The organism is Carnobacterium sp. GW821-FHT04C06, assembly GCF_059420345.1.
Genome location: NZ_JBWKTN010000006.1, coordinates 89,204 through 105,479, shown reverse-complemented (window position 1 = coordinate 105,479; position 16,276 = coordinate 89,204). Strand labels below are relative to the sequence as shown.

The following is a 16,276-nucleotide window of genomic DNA, read 5'->3' as shown; positions in this document are numbered from 1 at the left end:
TTTTAATTACCTCATAAAAAGGAGCTCAGATGATGATCCATTTAATTTCAGCAACTTCAAAAGAAGACGCCTTACTCTTAAACCAATTAGCTACTAAAATTTGGCAAGAACACTACATTCCAATTATCGGCGCGGATCAAGTTTCTTATATGCTGACCCACTTACAATCGGCTGATAAAATGTTCCAAGACATCCAAAGTGGGATGACCTACTATTTAATCCAAGTTATAAAAGCCGACGGTACAAAAGAATGGGCTGGTTACGCAGGATTTGAAATCAAATCAGACCACTTATTTCTAAGCAAACTTTATGTATTAGCTGATTTTAGACAACACGGCATCGGCTCTTTTGTTTTCCAACACATTCTCAAAGAAGCAAAATCAAGCAACTTACCTGCCATCCAATTAACAGTCAACAAATACAACGACAAGTCAATTGCAGCCTATCAAAAAATGGGCTTTACAACGATTAAAGAACAAGTTGCAGATATTGGTGGCGGCTATGTAATGGATGATTACGTGATGGAATATCGTATCTCATAGAAGCACTCAACTATCAAAAAAACCTGATGCATTTCAACCTTTTTATGGCTGAAATGTATCAGGTTTTTATTATTTTAAAATGCATACGTCAGCAATAATATCGCTGCTAAACCACCAATAACTGAAAGTCCCATCGACTTTGTTTTATAAGCAACTGCCATCACGATTACTGCCGCAATAATTTTCAAATTACTAAATAACGAAAAATCGCCATCTACAATAAAAACATCTTTAAAGAACAAGGCCGCAAACAACGCAGCTGGAACATATTTCATCCATTCATGAAACCATTCAGGAATATCACGCTTAGAAAAATACATCATCGGAATCACTCTTGGCAAATACGAAACAAATGCCATTCCTAAGATCAATAAGATAAATTGACTATTCATGTGGTGTCGTTGCCTCCGTCTCTAACGGTTGTCGTGTTTTTTCTTTAAACTTTAGTTTACCAGCAAGATTCCGTTTCTTTAATTGCTTTTCAATCATATAACCAGTAAAAGAAGCAATAATTGTGGCTAAAATCAAACCAATCGTACTTTTTAAAATCAACATCGTCATAATTGACAATAATCCTGAAAAAAGACCTACAAAAATAATTAATTTATTTTGCAACTGCATCGTAAACATATAAATAAACATCGCAGTTAAAGCAAAATCAACAATATGAACATCTAATGGAAGCACTGACCCTAACATTGTACCTGCAACAGTACTCACTAACCAAGATGCTAACGAATAACGATTGACCATCAGAGCCTTATGGGCATTCCAACTTGAATCAGTGGAAAACTTCAAATAATTAACTGCATAATTTTCATCATTAATACTTTTAGTAAACAAAGCTATAAAGCCACGCTTTTCTTTTTTGATAAATGTCGATAAACTAGAACTAAGCAATATGTAGCGCAATTCTAAAAATAGCGTCATCATGATAATCGAGAGAATTGGAGCTGAATCTACTAACATAGCTGCGGCCAGAAATTGAGCACCACCAGAAAAGACTAAAAACGAGATAAGTGCGGTATACAACCCATTAAATCCAACTTTTTGTAACAATACGCCACAAGCAAGACCAACAGGAATATAACTTAAGCAAAGTGGCATCGCAACTTTTAACGTTTCTTGCCAGACTGCTTGATTCTTCTTTGACATGAGACAATCCTCCATTTTACGTAGGTAAACAATGTGTCAATTATAACATAAAAAAATAAAAAATGATGCTCCTTTTTTCTGATAGACCAATAAGCTCTTTTGAATAAGAATTCATCCACAACCAAAATAAAAAAAAAGCTATTTAATTAGGCTTTTCAATTATTTGGTTAATAAAGACTCATACTAAACTCATGTATTTCTTAGATTAAAAACAATGAAAAAACGATTCCAACTGCATCTACAGACTTTAGTTACCTTCCATATAACGCTTCAAGACGTGCTTTAAAGCTGTCCCGATTGTCTGTAAATTCAACAAAATAGTCTAGCTGCCATTTTTGTGTTACTTGGGCTTGTTTGCTAGTTGGAGAATCCCAACTTGGATAAACCCGCATGGCCATTTTCCCTTTTTGTGAATCTGTCCGTAAAATATGTTGCTCTATCAAAACACCTTTAGGAAAGACAAATTGACCTATTCTCTCTCCAAGAAAAGTTGTCACTACTAACAAATCTGGACTTTCTTTTTCATGAAAAGCTTGATTTTTATTTAAAAGATCTTTCTCCCAAAATGCAACAAACTGTCCAATTTTTGTTGGAGTGATTTTAGCAACTCGAAAACGAATCGATAGTTGATTTAATTGGAAAACGCCACCAGCATACTCCCTATTCTGCACTTCTTCAGCTAAGTTTTTCACCACAAATTGATTCGGACGATAGAAAATCGAATCGATTTGCAACATACACTCTTTAAAGTAATCCAATTCCACACTTCCTTTTTGATCTATTATAACATTTTTTGATAAAATAAGAGTTGACTCTTACACAATGGGAAGGTTTACAATAAACCTATAACCATTCTATATAGGAGGTACACAATGAAAAACTATGAAACAAAACAAGACTTACTCGATGAAATCAAAAAAAAACACGTAAAATACGATTCCGAATTCGACGCTATTCCCGAAACTTTAAAAAACACCCGAATTGAAGAAGTTGACCGCACCCCTTCCGAAAATTTATCTTATCAAATTGGTTGGATTCAGCTCCTTCTTAGCTGGGAAACAGCAGAGCAAAAAGGTCTCCACGTAACCACTCCAACTCCTGATTATAAATGGAATAATTTAGGCGGACTTTATCAATCTTTTTATGATAAATATGGGAACCTGCCCTTGACTATGCAAAGAAAATTATTACAATATTCATTAAACGAACTTTACACACTTATAGAATCCTTTTCTGATGATGAACTATTCTTACCTAATCAGCGTTCTTGGGCAACTACTAAAGCGATGTGGCCTGTTTGGAAATGGATTCATATTAACACAGTAGCTCCTTTTACAAACTTTAGAACAAAAATTCGCAAGTGGAAAAAAAGCGTTTTAATTGAAAAAACATTAGACAACTAATTGTCTAATGTTTTTCTTTTTTTAAAAGAATGATCCTAATAAACTAGCAAAAATAATTCGAACAAAGAATAACAGAACCGCACCTGCTACTGCACCACTAGCTAAGGCTAGGTAAAAGGTATCCAAGCGACTTTTATTTTCATTGAAAACAATCGTTACTAAAAATGCAACAAAATAAAGCATTAAATTAAAGATCGCTAAGTACGTAATGATATCTAAAACGGAGTAACCAATAATACTTAAAATAGCCATGATTGCTGTTACAATAATTGAACCATTCAATAAATTAAAGAAATACAATGAAAATGATTTCCACTCCATCTCATTTTTCATCACTAAATGATTAAACCCATAGGATACACCTGCTAGTAACGCTAATTGAATGCCTGTTGCAATAAAAATTTTAAAGAACATTCCTAGTGTTCCCATCATGTTACTATCAGAAAAAAGCCCACTGTATGGAGAAGCTGAAACTAATCGTGCCATACAAAATGCTGTAAATAATGAAATCAATCCAACTGAAACCAGACCATACCACCATTGACCTGCATTGTCTTTTTTTAATGGTGTTTTCAAGGTTTGACGTAAATACGACCAGTAATGATGAGCATGTTCTTTAATAACTGCTGAATCAACATTTCCTGTATCGGGCTCATCTGCTTCTTTTTCTGAAACGACCTCTTCTTGTAACAAATCTGTCCTCTCTTTGTCTTCACCACAATTTGGACAAACATCCTGCTCTTCAGTTAATTCGGTTTGACATTTTTCACATTGTTTCATCGACTAAAATCCCCCTTTTTTCATTAGGCATAATTGCCCTTTTAATAGTTTGGCATATATTTTTATAAACATCAATAACAATAATTATCTATAATTCCAAAAAAAAACACTCTTATTAAAAAAGTGTTATTTCGAAGCTACTGTTTCCCGTTCAATAATTTCATGAGGAATAATCATTTTTACAAACGGTGCTTCTTTTTCTTCAATTTTATCAATCAATTTCAGTGCGACTTGTTGACCAAGTTGCGGAACATTAATATCAATCGAAGTTAATTTAGGATAGGCCATTTTGGCAAAAATCGAGTTATTGAAACTAATAATTGAAACATCCATCGGAACTTGGTAGCCTAACATTAATAACCGTTGCATCACTGTTACCGCAAGCATATCATCGCTAACTACTAAAGCCGTCGGTGCCGTTTTTTGATGTTCAAATAACTTTTCTAATGGCTGTGTAACAGTTGCATTGTCAGAATCTGTCATTAAAATAGATTGTTGTGGATTAATAGCGATTCCAGCTTCTTGCAACGCATCTCGAAAACCCGCCATCCGTTCAATCGTAACTACTTGATCCAAATCATCCCCCACATACCCAATTTGAGTGTGTCCCTTTTGAAGCAAGTAATTTGTCGCGTCTTTTCCAGACAATCTATTATCGTTATCTACATACAATGTTTCATTTTCAAAGAGATACGGGCGACCAACCATTGCATAAATCAAATTCGCTTCATGTAAATATTCAATAATTTGATCTTCCCAAGTAGAATACAAAACAATAAAACCATCAACCGTTCCACGACGTGCCATCATTTTAATACTCTCTAATAATTCACCAGTATCTTTTCCTGAAGCAAGAGACACCATGTAGTGTTTTTCGTTACACACTTTGCTAATTTCACGAATTACTTCTAAAAAGAATGGATTTTGAAATGCAACACCGTCTGAAACTGGCATAATTACTCCAATCGTTTTAGTCGTCTTACTAGCTAAACTTTGAGCTGAAAAATTTGGCACATACCCCAAATCCGCCATCGCCTGACGAACTTTTATTTTTGTTTTTTCGCTAATACTACTGTGGTCTTGAATCGTTCTGGAAACAGTAGATGTAGCAACGCCAGCTTTTTTTGCAACGTCTTTGATTGTAACTGCCATTTTTTTAACTCCTTTTTATTATTCGTCTATCAAACCAAATTGATAAATCGTCTGATGTTTTTTAGGAATACCTGGCTGTAATAGAATCGATTGGAAATTTGAATGATGAACAGCATCGGGTAATCCTTGTGGTTCAATCGCAATCCCTAAGTGACTAGACATCTTTTGATTGCAAACAACGTAATTCTCGTCCATATTTGTTGTTGTAAATACTACAACACTTTCTTCACTGGTGGTGATTTCCATTTTCCGTTTGCTCTTTGGGTCCGCCAAGTAAAGCTGAGGTTGCCCCTCTTTATGTTTTAGTTTAAACGCATCGTCATAGCCCTGTGGCTGTTTAAAAAATTGCCTAGCTAACAGCTTTGGCGATTGAAAATCAAAATTAGTACCTTCAACATCCATAAGACGTCCTGTAGGAATTTTTTCATGATCCAACTCAGCTACTTGATCACTAGCTATTTGCAAAATATGCGTTGAAATTTTTTCTTTTCCATTTCCACTTAAATTGAAGTACGCATGATTGGTTGGATTAAATAACGTTTCTTGATTGCTACTTCCTACCATTTCTAGCTTCAGTTCTTGATTTTTCGTAATCGTATACGTAGCACGTAATTGCAACTCTCCTGGATAACCATCTGTTCCGTCAGGTAAAACCAAGCTTAACTGAATACCACATTCTTCCTCTGTTACAAAAGGAACACTATGCCAAATTTGTTGGTGAAAACCTGCTCCTCCTCCATGGATATGATGTGGAAATTGATTTTGTGTAAGCTGGTGTGCCTTCCATTTCCCATTTCGGATGCGCCCAGCAACCGGGCCAACAAGTGCACCAAAATAAGCTTGATCCGCTAGATAACCGTCAATATTTTCTAAATTCAACACAACATTTTCACTGAATCCATCTCGGTCTGGAACATTGATGGCCGTTAGACGACCACCGTAGTTCAACAGCGTTACAGAAAAACCAGCTTCATTATCAAGCGTATACGATTCAATTTTACCTTTTGGATGAAGCAAAATGGTTTCTGTATTAACCTTCATTCCGGTAGTCCTGCCATGTTTTTTCTAATAAAGGATACGTCAATAAATCCGTTGTAGGAACAACCTTCGTTGCTTCTTTTAATTGCACTGCATCTCCTACACCAACTGCCGCCATATTTGCTGCACAAATCGCCGATACTCCCGCAATAGCATCTTCCACTCCTACACAATCAACCGGAGCAATCGCTAGCTGTTTTGCACCTTGAATAAAGATATCTGGTGCAGGCTTCCCTGCTTTTAAAGTTGTTGGATCAACGATTGTATCAAATAAATCGGCAATATTTAATTTAGCTAAGATAAACGGACCATTTTGACTTGCTGAAGCTAAACCTATTTTTAACTGCTTTTCTTTTAAATCAAGCAATAACTCTTGAATGCCTGGTAAAAGATCATTTGGCGTCATTTCTTCAATCATTTTTTGGTAGACATCATTTTTTTGGGTAGCCAATTCAATTTTTTCGGTTTGAGTATATTTAGTTGTCAAATTCCCTTTTTCAAGAATTTTTTCAAGAGATTCTGAGCGGCTAATTCCTTTTAACTCTTCATTAAAAGCTTCATCTACCACCACGCCAATTTCTTTCCCTAACCAGCGCCATGCTTTGTAATGATAATGGGCGGTATCTGTAATGACACCATCTAAATCAAATAATACTGCTTTCATACTAGTTCATCCTATTCTATCATTTATTTTCCACAAGTAAAATGCTTTTAGACTTGATAAGTTGGAACTGTTAATTTAGTCGCTAATTCAACCACTTCATCGTATAAGTTTAATGTCAACGGCTCGCCGGATAGTAATGTCAAACTGGTTTCAGTTTGGTTCACTTCAATAAAGATTAAACGACCACGATAATTGATATGGAAACGATAGTAGTCCCAATCTGCTGGTACAAACGGTTTAAAGGAAAGCGTGTCTGCAAATGTTCGCATTCCTGCAAAGCCTTCAACAATCGTTAACCAGCTTCCTGTCATCGAGGTAATGTGTAGACCATCTTCCGTATCATTATTGTAGTTATCTAAATCTAGGCGTGCAGTTCGCGCGTATAGTTCAACTGCCTTTTCAGACATTTCTAATTCTGCTGCTAAAATAGCATGCACAGATGGAGACAAGCTTGACTCATGAACCGTCATTGGCTCGTAAAAATCAAAATTCCGTTGCTTTTCAGCTTTAGTAAATTGGTTATTAAAGAAATAAATTCCTTGTAAAACATCTGCTTGTTTAATAAAGCATGAACGTAAAATTTTATCCCACGACCAATTTTGATTGATTGGCAAATCTGTTTTTGCTAATTGACTAACTGGCATTAATTCCTTATCTAAAAACGTATCGTGTTGAACGAAAACATCTCTTTCTGCATCATAAGGATAGTACATTCTCTCAATGATATCTTGCCATTTTTGTTTTTCTTCTTCTGTTACATTCGTACGATTTACTGCCTCTTTATCTGCAGTTTGTAATTTTTCTAGTGTGTAAGCTAACGTCCAAGTGGCTAACTTATTTGTATACCAATTGTTATTGATGTTGTTTTCATATTCATTTGGCCCCGTCACGCCGTGGATCATATACTGTTTTTTAGTTGCTGAAAAATGAACGCGATCTGCCCAAAAACGACTGATTCCAACTAAAACATCCATGCCTTCATTTGCTACATAGCTATGGTCTCCTGTGTAATTAGTATAGTTATAAATGGCATAAGCAATCGCACCGTTACGATGAATTTCTTCGAATGTAATTTCCCATTCATTGTGGCACTCGATTCCTGTAAAAGTAACCATTGGATACAACGCACCTGCTAAGCCTTGTTGTTTTGCATTATGGTACGCACCAGTTAACTGTTCATGGCGGTATTTCAAGAGATTTTTACTAACGGATGGGTCTGCTAATGCTAAATACAACGGTACAGCATACGCTTCAGTATCCCAGTAAGTAGCACCGCCATATTTTTCACCAGTAAAGCCTTTAGGTCCAATATTTAAACGCATATCTTCACCATAATAGGTAGAAAACAGTTGGAATAAGTTAAAACGAATCCCCTGTTGCTGTGCATCATCGCCGCCAATTTCAACGTCACTTAACTTCCATCTATCTCCCCAGATTTTTTCATGCGCTGTTTTTAGCTCTTCAAATGAGTGAGGGACGATACTCTCTTCCATTAACGCTTCCCCTGCTTTTAAAACAGCCTCTTTATCGTAGTCTCTTGATGTAGTGACAATAATGTTCTTTGTCAAACTAGCTTTTTGATTCGTTTCTAATTTTACCGAAAAACATTCAGAAACCATTAATTCTTCAATTTTTTCAGTCGTTTTTACTAAACCTTCAACCGTATTGCTCATTGTAGCAGCAACGGTAAATTGCTCAATTCCAAAATCATTTGGCTTTGTTTCTACTACTAAACGATTCGAAGCTGCTTCAACAGGTAACCAAAACATTTCATCGTAGTTGCTATCTTGATTTCGGACATCCCCATTTAATTGTGACTGAATCTCAATCTTGGCTGGTTCACCTAAATTGGTTACGATAACTTGAATGCTACATAACTCTTTAACTGCTAAACTTAAAAAACGTTGAAATTCAAATTTAATACGTTTTCCATTTTTACTCACGATAAAACTTCGGCGTAACACACCTTTTTCCATATCTAATTCTAATAAAAAGTCTTCTATTTGATCGGTAAACAAATCAATTGCATTGCCGTCAATCAAAATATCCATTGCAATAATGTTAATTGAATTAATTACTTTCCCAAAATACTCTGGGTAGCCATTTTTCCACCAACCTACACGTGTTTTATCTGGATACCAAACGCCTGCAATGTAATTCCCTTCATGATGATCTCCTGAATAACTTTCTTCAAAGTTACCTCGCATCCCCATGTATCCGTTTCCTAAACTTGTCAAACTTTCTTGTAACCGGCGATTTTCTTTATCTAGTGTATTTGTTTTTACCTTCCAAGCATCAATATCAAATAAACGTTCAATTGTCATGTCGATTCCTCCATTATCTTTGTATTTATCTTTTTTGGTCTTACAACACCCTTATCATAAACGCAACCGGTTGCGTTTGTCAATTCCTTTTATTTTATTTATTCATCAGACAACAAATTTATCTCTTGCAATTTGCTAACAGTTCAGTTTATAATCAAAGCAACCGGTTGCACAAAATATTCATAAATTTTACTTATATAAAAAATTCCCATCTACAAAGAAGGAGCGAACAATAAAATGAAAAAGATGTTCTCGTTTGAATTTTGGCAAAAATTTGGTAAAGCTTTAATGGTTGTTATTGCGGTAATGCCAGCCGCTGGATTAATGATTAGTATTGGTAAGATTATCGCATTGGCAGGAGGGGATATTCATCTCGTACTCACAATTGGAAGCGTTGTAGAAAATTTAGGTTGGGCAGTCATTACAAACTTGCATATCCTTTTTGCCGCAGCTATCGGAGGTTCGTGGGCAAAAGAAAAAGCAGGTGGTGCCTTTGCAGCACTATTAGCATTTATTCTAATTAATATTACAACCGGTTCCATTTTTGGTGTAACAAGCGATATGTTGCTTGAACCAGATGCAACTACACACACTCTTTTTGGCACTAAGATTTTAGTAAACGGATACTTTACTTCTGTACTAGGCTCTCCCGCTTTAAATATGGGGGTCTTTATCGGAATCATTTCAGGATTTGTTGGAGCGATTGTTTACAATAAGTATTACAACTATCGCAAATTACCAGATGCTTTAGCATTCTTTAATGGAAAGCGCTTCGTTCCTTTTGTCGTAATCATGTGGTCAGTAATCATCGCTATTATTTTAGCCATCGTTTGGCCAATTATCCAAACAGGAATCAACCAGTTTGGGTTATGGATTGCAACCAGCAGTGAAACCGCTCCCGTCTTAGCACCCTTTATCTATGGAACTCTTGAACGCTTATTGCTTCCATTCGGACTGCACCATATGTTAACAATTCCAATCAATTACACCGCACTTGGGGGAACATATACTATTATGTCCGGCGTAAATGCAGGGAAAGAAGTTTTTGGTCAAGACCCTCTATGGCTTGCATGGGCAAGTGATTTAGTGAATTTTAAAAATGCTGGCGATACTTCTGCTTACCAACAGTTGTTAACAACTGTTACTCCTGCTCGTTTTAAAGTCGGACAAATGATTGGTTCTTCTGGAACCTTAATGGGAATTGCTTTTGCGATGTACCGTCGTGTTGATTTAGACAAACGTGCAAAATATAAAACTATTTTCTTATCTGCAGCAATCGCTGTCTTTTTAACTGGCGTTACCGAACCTTTAGAATTTATGTTTATGTTTGCAGCACCTGCTTTATACGCTGTTTACGCTGTTATACAAGGTGCTTCATTCGCTTTAGCCGACTTAATTCACTTACGTGTGCATTCTTTTGGTAATCTAGAATTCATCACTCGCTTGCCACTTTCAGTAAAAGCAGGATTAACGGGGGATGTTATCAATTATGTGATTAGTTGTTTAGTATTCTTTGCCATTTCATATTTTGTTGCTTACTATTTAATTGGACGTTTCAAAATGGCAACTCCTGGACGTAATGGAAATTACATTGACGATAGCAACGAATCTACGGATGGCGAATCTCAACCAAATATCTCTGACGACCAACAAGTTCAAGGAATTATCAGTGCTTTGGGTGGGTTAGAAAATATTGTCGATGTAGATGCTTGTATGACGCGGCTTCGTGTCACTGTCAAAGATCCAACTTTAGTTGGGACAGAAGCAGAATGGACGATGTTAGGGGCATTGGGTTTAATTAAAAAAGATACTGGAATCCAAGCAGTGTACGGACCAAAAGCAGATGTTTTAAAATCAGATATCAATGACGTGCTAGGTAAGTAATGATGAAAATGTTGACACTTAATACACACAGCTGGCTAGAAGAACATGCTCTTGAAAAATTAGAACTACTTGTTGAAACGTTAATTCAGAAAAAATATGACGTTATTGCCTTGCAAGAAGTAAACCAATCAATTAACGCTCTTCCTCTTGAAAAAAAGAATCATTTTCATCAGGTTGATAACCAAAAAATACTACGTCAGGACAATTTTGTTGCCGTACTACAAGAACAATTAGCTAAAAAAGGGCTCCAATATGATTGGACTTGGGTAGCCAATCATATTGGGTATGATCGATTTGATGAAGGCGTCGCCTTACTAAGCTTAACACCAATTGAAGCAACGACTTCTTTTACTATTTCTAATGAAACGGATTATACAAACTATCAAACTAGAAAAGTTATTGGCATCAAAACAACTTTAAACAATCAAACGGCTTGGTTTTATAGCGTTCACTTTGGCTGGTGGAATGACAATAAGAATCCTTTCAAAGAACAATGGGCTGCTTTGTTAACAGCCATGCCAGAGCCTAACATACGAACTTTCTTAATGGGAGATTTTAACAGTCCTGCTACAGTCAAAAATGAAGGCTATGACTTAATTTTACGTGAAAATTGGCTTGACACTTTCCAGCAGGCTAAGGAAAAAGATAGCGGAATAACGATTCCAGCGGCAATTGATGGTTGGAAAAGTGCCACTGATGCCTTACGAATTGATTATATATTTACAAATCAACCTATCGAAATTAGCTCTTCTATGGTTATTTTTAACGGAATCAATCAACCTGTAGTATCTGATCACTTCGGCGTTGAAGTTCAATTTAATTTTTAAAACAAAAAAAGACCGTCTTTCTAATTAAATGGGAAAGACGGTCTTTTCTTTTACAATAGTCTATGGTTTAATTAAAGAACAACCTATTTTTAAAGGAGTTTGCACTATGAGAAATAAATTATGGCCCGCTTGGATTCTCGTTTTAATAATCTATGGTCAACAAGAACTTTCTGTCTTTAAAGAAGAGCGAGCACAACCTATTGAAATAACTTCGACCACCACCAATGAAGATTCTATAGAATCAAACGATAGTAGTAACTATTCAGAAAAACTTGAGGACACCACACAAAAAACGACACTTCTAGCCGTTCAAAAAATGAAAATCGACTACCGATCCCATCATCAAAAGTTAAAACTGAGTTATCAAGTTCAAAACAATGAAGTGAAAGCTAAAATACAGCAAAATCATGAAAAATCTAAAGGGATAAGAGCTCAAAATAAAATCGAAGATCTTTTCCAATCAACTGACTTTTCTGCCGCAACAGCAGACTCGCTTCTTAAGACGCTTCAAATTTCCTATCAATTACCTGACTACACCAACTATCAAATTGAGCTTACTTTACAAGATGGCACACAGCTTGAATTTGAAAATGACGATTAAGCCATGCAAAAAAGCATTCATTTAAAAATGAATGCTTTTTTATTAAATCAACGCTTAAATAACATTTTGTTTAGCGTTGTTTGCGAATCATATCATATCTTTTAACAGGCGTTGTCACTTTCGTTTTCACAATCATCATCGCATTTGGTGCGCGATCAATCGCTTCATCGTCTTCATTCCATAAAACCTCGATTTTTTGATGACTATGAGTAAAACCAGGACCGTAGAATTCAACGTCGTCCCCAACCCCAAAGTTATTCCGTTGTTGAATGGTCGCAATTTTAGTTTCAGGATCATAGGCTAAGACTTGTCCAATAAACCCATAAGCTGGAATTTTACGACGTTTGCCAAATAGTTGCTCATCTTCGGTTGGAACACCGTAATAAAAACCAGTCGATAATTCTCTTTGTGCGACTTTCCATAATTCATCTTCCCACTCTTGCTTGAAGACATAGTTATCCGGATCCGCGCAATACGTATCAATCGCCTGACGGTAAACATTAGATACTGTCGAAACATAGTGAATTGATTTCATCCGTCCTTCAATTTTCAAACTATCTACGCCATTTTCTACTAATTCAGGAATATGATGAATCATCGACATATCCACTGCACTCATTGAAAATTCTTCTAAAGGTTGTCCACCTACCAACGATTCACGCTCACCTGAAATCGGCATATCAAATAAATCATATTTCCAGCGACATGATTGCGAACACCCTCCACGATTGGCATCTCGTTGTGACATGTGATTCGATAACACACATCGTCCAGAATACGAAATACACATCGCACCATGAATAAACGCTTCAATCTCAACCTTTGTTTTTGAACGAATTTCTTTTACTTCCTCCATACCAACTTCACGAGCTAAAACTACACGTTCTAGACCTTCTTCACGCCAAAATTCTAACGTTTGGTAGTTCGTTGCAGAAGCTTGAGTAGATAAATGAATCGGCAGGCCCGGCGCTTCTGTCGCACAAATTTCAATCAACGCTGGATCTGAAACAATCACTGCACTAATGCCAATGTCTCGTAACGTTCTAAAAAACTCTCCAGCACCTTTCTCATCGCCTTCATGTGTCACCATATTCGCTGCAACATATACTTTTGCCTTGTATTTTTTGGCAAATTCAACCCCTTCACGCATCTCATCAAAGGTAAAATTACCTGCTCGACTTCTCAAACCATAAGCATCTCCACCAATATAAACGGCATCTGCTCCATAATAAATCGCTGTTTTTAACTTTTCAAGTGTACCCGCGGGGGCAAGAACTTCAGGTTTCTTTTCAATTATTCTCATTTTCATTAGCTCCTTATTATTTCACTTCATTAGGATCTTTTACAAAAAATCCTTCATCTAATTCTCGGTCTGCTGGATGGTGTGTAAGAATTTGCTGATTTAATTCTTCCATTAATGTAGGTGTCCATTGCCCTTTTTCAAAAGCCTCTTTTGCCTTCACAAAAATTTTCGCAATTTCAACAAAAGCTTCACCTTTAGTAAAAATACCGTCAAGCTTCCATTGAGTCATCCCGATATCAACTAGTTTATCCAATTCAGGCAGTAAATTAATATCATTTGTAGCAAAAATATGGGTTCCATTTATATCTTCATAAATAGAATAGTGGGTATCTGTTTTTTTAGGTTCTGAAATAAACAAGCCACGCTCTTTTGACGTATCTTCGTCTTTTTTTATAAAATTAAAGTAGTTTTCTACTAATGGTCGTTTAGATTGATGAATACAAGTAGCACCATAAACAAGTATCTCAGTCGGTACCGTTACTTGTGGAGCAATTACTTTCAACTCTTCATAGGTAACTTCTCTTGCCAAAACTGCGCCAACTGCGCCCCGCTGTACCCAAAAATTAATTTGTTTGGCACTCGTTACTAAGATTTGGGCATCGTACACATATGGCAACTTAATGTCTTTTGTTTTTAAAATATGAATAATCCCAGGATCGCCTACTGCAATACGGTCTACCCCAATATCCGCTAGAAAGCTTAAATAATCCGGCACAAAATCAATGCGGTCATTATGCATAATCGCGTTCACTGCTACACAAACTTCCACATTATCCTTGTGAGCTAATCGGACTATTTCGCTTAATTCTTCTTTTTTAAATGAGGTCGGCAAACGTAATCCATAAAAATCCTCTCCTACATATAACGTGTTGATTCCCGCTACTATTAGTTCACGAGCTTGCTGGATTGATTCCACTGTTGCAATCAGTTCAATCATTCTTCTTCCTCCTTCAATTTAAATCGTTCTTCCTAAGAAGCCTCATTAAATTGTCTATTTCACGAATTTAAATAGACTAGTCAAAAACTGATGCGCTCGCTATTTATTGAGCAAAAGCTCTATCTAGTCATTATTAAAAATTCACAAAGTTTTCTTATCCTCTAAAAGCCTACCACAGGATTCATTTTCTGCCAACTCTTCTAATCAAAAAAACCTATTTTCTTGTCTGTTCTGTGACATTTTTTTTGTAAAAAAGACTATTAAAATAAGTAGAACTCCTAGTGAAGGAATCCTACTTATTTTAAACTGCTGCTTATTGTTCATGTTCGTCAAATTTTAACTCAATGGTTTTAACGGTATGGTTTTCCAATTCAACTACTTTGAAATGCAAACCTTGATAAGTAAATTCATCACCTATCTCAACGTCATATTTCTGACTTAAAATCCAACCACCAATAGTGTTAACTGAACTTTCATCATCTATTTTTACTTTCGTGATTTTTTCAATCGTTTCAAGTAAAACTTTTCCAGCAACCACATAATGAGAAGCCGTTATTTTTTGAATGTCTGGAATTTCATCAATATCGAATTCATCTCGAATTTCGCCCACTAATTCTTCGAGAATATCTTCAGCAGTTACAAGACCTTCTGTTCCGCCGTATTCATCAAGTAAAATCGCTAAGTGACGATGTTCTTTTTTCATTTTTTCAAGCAAATCACTGATTGGAACAGTTTCCATCACTTGAATAATCGGCTGAATCAGACTTTCAATTGTATCTGTAGGCTTGACATTTTTTTTTACATACGCATGAAATAAGTCCCTTGTATTTAAGACTCCTACAATATCATCCTTTGAATCCTTAATGACAGGATAACGTGTATATTGCTCATTTAATGAAAATTCCGCTGCTTCTTCAATCGTCATTTCACAATTCATTACAACCATTTCTTGTCTAGTAATCATGACTTCATTAGCTAAACGATTGTCAAAATCAAAAACACGGTTTAAATAGTTCAGTTCAGATTGATTAATATCGCCATGCTTGTAGCTTTCTGATGCGATTAAGCGTAATTCTTCCTCACTGTGAGATTCATCGCCCTCACCAGTAAATTCAAACCCTAACATTCTTGATACTGCTCCCGCTGAATGATTTAATCCCCAAATAAATGGATACATCAATTTATAGAAAAAATGCAACGGACGAACAACGAACAAGACAACTTGCTCGGTCTTTGAAATGGCAAATGATTTTGGAACTAATTCTCCTACCACTACATGTAAGAATGTAATAATCGAAAATGAGATAGCAAAAGCTACGACTTTCGTAACAGCACCTGGAATATTTAAATAAACGAAAATTGGATGAATCGCTGCTTCAACCGTCGACTCCCCAATCCAACCTAATGCCAAAGAAGTCAATGTAATTCCTAATTGACAGGCAGACAGGTACGCATCTAAATGACTGTGTACTTTTTTTGCTAACGGTGCATTTTTAACACCTTCCGTTACCATTTGATCCAAACGACTGGCTCTCATTTTTACTAAAGCGAATTCTGCTGCCACAAAAATTGCAGTTGCTGCAATCAGCAACACAATACCTAAAAATCGAATTGTTAATATCATATTGGGTATAAAACCCCACACCTCCATAAAATTATCTGTAGC

General features: G+C 36.0%; 15 protein-coding genes and 1 pseudogene. 5 read left to right on the top strand and 11 right to left on the bottom strand.

From position 1 onward, the window contains the following. Nucleotides 1–32 precede the first annotated feature (32 nt). Nucleotides 33–542, top strand: a complete 510-nt coding sequence (locus tag AC07SW_RS11695; RefSeq protein WP_311779920.1) for a GNAT family N-acetyltransferase — start codon at nucleotides 33–35, stop codon at nucleotides 540–542. 74 nt (nucleotides 543–616) lie between these two features. On the opposite strand, the gene AC07SW_RS11690 is transcribed toward AC07SW_RS11695, so the two are convergent. From AC07SW_RS11690 to AC07SW_RS11680, 3 genes are all read right to left on the bottom strand, one after another. Next, nucleotides 617–934, bottom strand: coding sequence for an AzlD domain-containing protein (locus tag AC07SW_RS11690; protein ID WP_034573068.1), 318 nt, complete (start codon nucleotides 932–934; stop codon nucleotides 617–619). Continuing rightward, the gene (locus AC07SW_RS11685) at nucleotides 927–1,697 is read right to left on the bottom strand and encodes an AzlC family ABC transporter permease (protein ID WP_494632936.1); all 771 of its coding nucleotides are present in this window, start codon (nucleotides 1,695–1,697) and stop codon (nucleotides 927–929) included. The genes AC07SW_RS11690 and AC07SW_RS11685 overlap by 8 nt, the downstream gene beginning before the upstream one ends. 251 nt (nucleotides 1,698–1,948) lie before the next feature. Next, entirely contained in the window at nucleotides 1,949–2,455 is a 507-nt protein-coding gene (locus AC07SW_RS11680) for a MepB family protein (RefSeq protein ID WP_311779921.1), read from the bottom strand. A 114-nt stretch (nucleotides 2,456–2,569) separates the two neighbouring features. On the opposite strand from AC07SW_RS11680, the gene AC07SW_RS11675 reads away from it, so the two are divergent. Continuing rightward, nucleotides 2,570–3,100, top strand: coding sequence for a ClbS/DfsB family four-helix bundle protein (locus tag AC07SW_RS11675; protein WP_494632935.1), 531 nt, complete (start codon nucleotides 2,570–2,572; stop codon nucleotides 3,098–3,100). A 21-nt stretch (nucleotides 3,101–3,121) separates the two neighbouring features. Here the strand turns inward: AC07SW_RS11675 and AC07SW_RS11670 are convergent, their stop codons facing one another. The 5 genes from AC07SW_RS11670 to AC07SW_RS11650 form a co-directional block, all read right to left on the bottom strand. Beyond that, a complete protein-coding gene (locus AC07SW_RS11670; protein ID WP_135022841.1) occupies nucleotides 3,122–3,880 on the bottom strand; it encodes a hypothetical protein in 759 nt (252 codons plus the stop codon). 126 nt (nucleotides 3,881–4,006) lie between these two features. Continuing rightward, a complete protein-coding gene (locus tag AC07SW_RS11665; protein ID WP_034573053.1) occupies nucleotides 4,007–5,032 on the bottom strand; it encodes a LacI family DNA-binding transcriptional regulator in 1,026 nt (341 codons plus the stop codon). 18 nt (nucleotides 5,033–5,050) lie between these two features. Further along, nucleotides 5,051–6,073 (bottom strand): aldose epimerase family protein, encoded by a 1,023-nt coding sequence (locus tag AC07SW_RS11660; RefSeq protein ID WP_034573049.1) that lies wholly within the window; start codon nucleotides 6,071–6,073, stop codon nucleotides 5,051–5,053. Continuing rightward, the gene (gene pgmB / locus AC07SW_RS11655) at nucleotides 6,063–6,734 is read right to left on the bottom strand and encodes a beta-phosphoglucomutase (RefSeq protein WP_135022842.1); all 672 of its coding nucleotides are present in this window, start codon (nucleotides 6,732–6,734) and stop codon (nucleotides 6,063–6,065) included. The genes AC07SW_RS11660 and pgmB overlap by 11 nt, the downstream gene beginning before the upstream one ends. Before the next feature lie 47 nt (nucleotides 6,735–6,781). Next, nucleotides 6,782–9,058 carry a glycoside hydrolase family 65 protein gene (locus tag AC07SW_RS11650; RefSeq protein WP_494632933.1) on the bottom strand — a complete coding sequence of 759 codons (2,277 nt, stop codon included), beginning with the start codon at nucleotides 9,056–9,058 and terminating at the stop codon, nucleotides 6,782–6,784. 237 nt (nucleotides 9,059–9,295) lie between these two features. Between AC07SW_RS11650 and AC07SW_RS11645 the strand changes: the two are divergent. From AC07SW_RS11645 to AC07SW_RS11635, 3 genes and pseudogenes are all read left to right on the top strand, one after another. Further along, nucleotides 9,296–10,933: pseudogene (locus AC07SW_RS11645) on the top strand (PTS transporter subunit IIBC); the annotation flags it as partial. Nucleotides 10,934–10,941: 8 nt separating this feature from the next. Continuing rightward, a complete protein-coding gene (locus AC07SW_RS11640; protein ID WP_494632932.1) occupies nucleotides 10,942–11,769 on the top strand; it encodes an endonuclease/exonuclease/phosphatase family protein in 828 nt (275 codons plus the stop codon). A gap of 106 nt (nucleotides 11,770–11,875) precedes the next feature. Then, nucleotides 11,876–12,370, top strand: coding sequence for a YusW family protein (locus AC07SW_RS11635; protein ID WP_167736661.1), 495 nt, complete (start codon nucleotides 11,876–11,878; stop codon nucleotides 12,368–12,370). Nucleotides 12,371–12,440: 70 nt separating this feature from the next. On the opposite strand, the gene AC07SW_RS11630 is transcribed toward AC07SW_RS11635, so the two are convergent. The 3 genes from AC07SW_RS11630 to AC07SW_RS11620 all read right to left on the bottom strand — a co-directional run bounded on the left by AC07SW_RS11630 (nucleotide 12,441) and on the right by AC07SW_RS11620 (nucleotide 16,234). Beyond that, nucleotides 12,441–13,673: a peptidase U32 family protein gene (locus AC07SW_RS11630; protein WP_115588689.1), complete on the bottom strand. Its 1,233-nt coding sequence runs from the start codon at nucleotides 13,671–13,673 to the stop codon at nucleotides 12,441–12,443. Nucleotides 13,674–13,689: 16 nt separating this feature from the next. Next, nucleotides 13,690–14,610 carry a peptidase U32 family protein gene (locus tag AC07SW_RS11625; RefSeq protein WP_494632931.1) on the bottom strand — a complete coding sequence of 307 codons (921 nt, stop codon included), beginning with the start codon at nucleotides 14,608–14,610 and terminating at the stop codon, nucleotides 13,690–13,692. A gap of 313 nt (nucleotides 14,611–14,923) precedes the next feature. Beyond that, a complete protein-coding gene (locus AC07SW_RS11620) occupies nucleotides 14,924–16,234 on the bottom strand; it encodes a hemolysin family protein (RefSeq protein WP_034573025.1) in 1,311 nt (436 codons plus the stop codon). Nucleotides 16,235–16,276: the final 42 nt, after the last annotated feature.

Coding starts and splice junctions, on each gene's coding strand:
- AC07SW_RS11695 (WP_311779920.1), top strand. CDS start 33: ATGATCCATTTAATTTCAGCAACTTCAAAAGAAGACGCCTTACTCTTA.
- AC07SW_RS11690 (WP_034573068.1), bottom strand. CDS start 934: ATGAATAGTCAATTTATCTTATTGATCTTAGGAATGGCATTTGTTTCG.
- AC07SW_RS11685 (WP_494632936.1), bottom strand. CDS start 1,697: ATGTCAAAGAAGAATCAAGCAGTCTGGCAAGAAACGTTAAAAGTTGCG.
- AC07SW_RS11675 (WP_494632935.1), top strand. CDS start 2,570: ATGAAAAACTATGAAACAAAACAAGACTTACTCGATGAAATCAAAAAA.
- AC07SW_RS11670 (WP_135022841.1), bottom strand. CDS start 3,880: ATGAAACAATGTGAAAAATGTCAAACCGAATTAACTGAAGAGCAGGAT.
- AC07SW_RS11665 (WP_034573053.1), bottom strand. CDS start 5,032: ATGGCAGTTACAATCAAAGACGTTGCAAAAAAAGCTGGCGTTGCTACA.
- AC07SW_RS11660 (WP_034573049.1), bottom strand. CDS start 6,073: ATGAAGGTTAATACAGAAACCATTTTGCTTCATCCAAAAGGTAAAATT.
- pgmB (WP_135022842.1), bottom strand. CDS start 6,734: ATGAAAGCAGTATTATTTGATTTAGATGGTGTCATTACAGATACCGCC.
- AC07SW_RS11650 (WP_494632933.1), bottom strand. CDS start 9,058: ATGACAATTGAACGTTTATTTGATATTGATGCTTGGAAGGTAAAAACA.
- AC07SW_RS11640 (WP_494632932.1), top strand. CDS start 10,942: ATGATGAAAATGTTGACACTTAATACACACAGCTGGCTAGAAGAACAT.
- AC07SW_RS11635 (WP_167736661.1), top strand. CDS start 11,876: ATGAGAAATAAATTATGGCCCGCTTGGATTCTCGTTTTAATAATCTAT.
- AC07SW_RS11630 (WP_115588689.1), bottom strand. CDS start 13,673: ATGAGAATAATTGAAAAGAAACCTGAAGTTCTTGCCCCCGCGGGTACA.
- AC07SW_RS11625 (WP_494632931.1), bottom strand. CDS start 14,610: ATGATTGAACTGATTGCAACAGTGGAATCAATCCAGCAAGCTCGTGAA.
- AC07SW_RS11620 (WP_034573025.1), bottom strand. CDS start 16,234: ATGATATTAACAATTCGATTTTTAGGTATTGTGTTGCTGATTGCAGCA.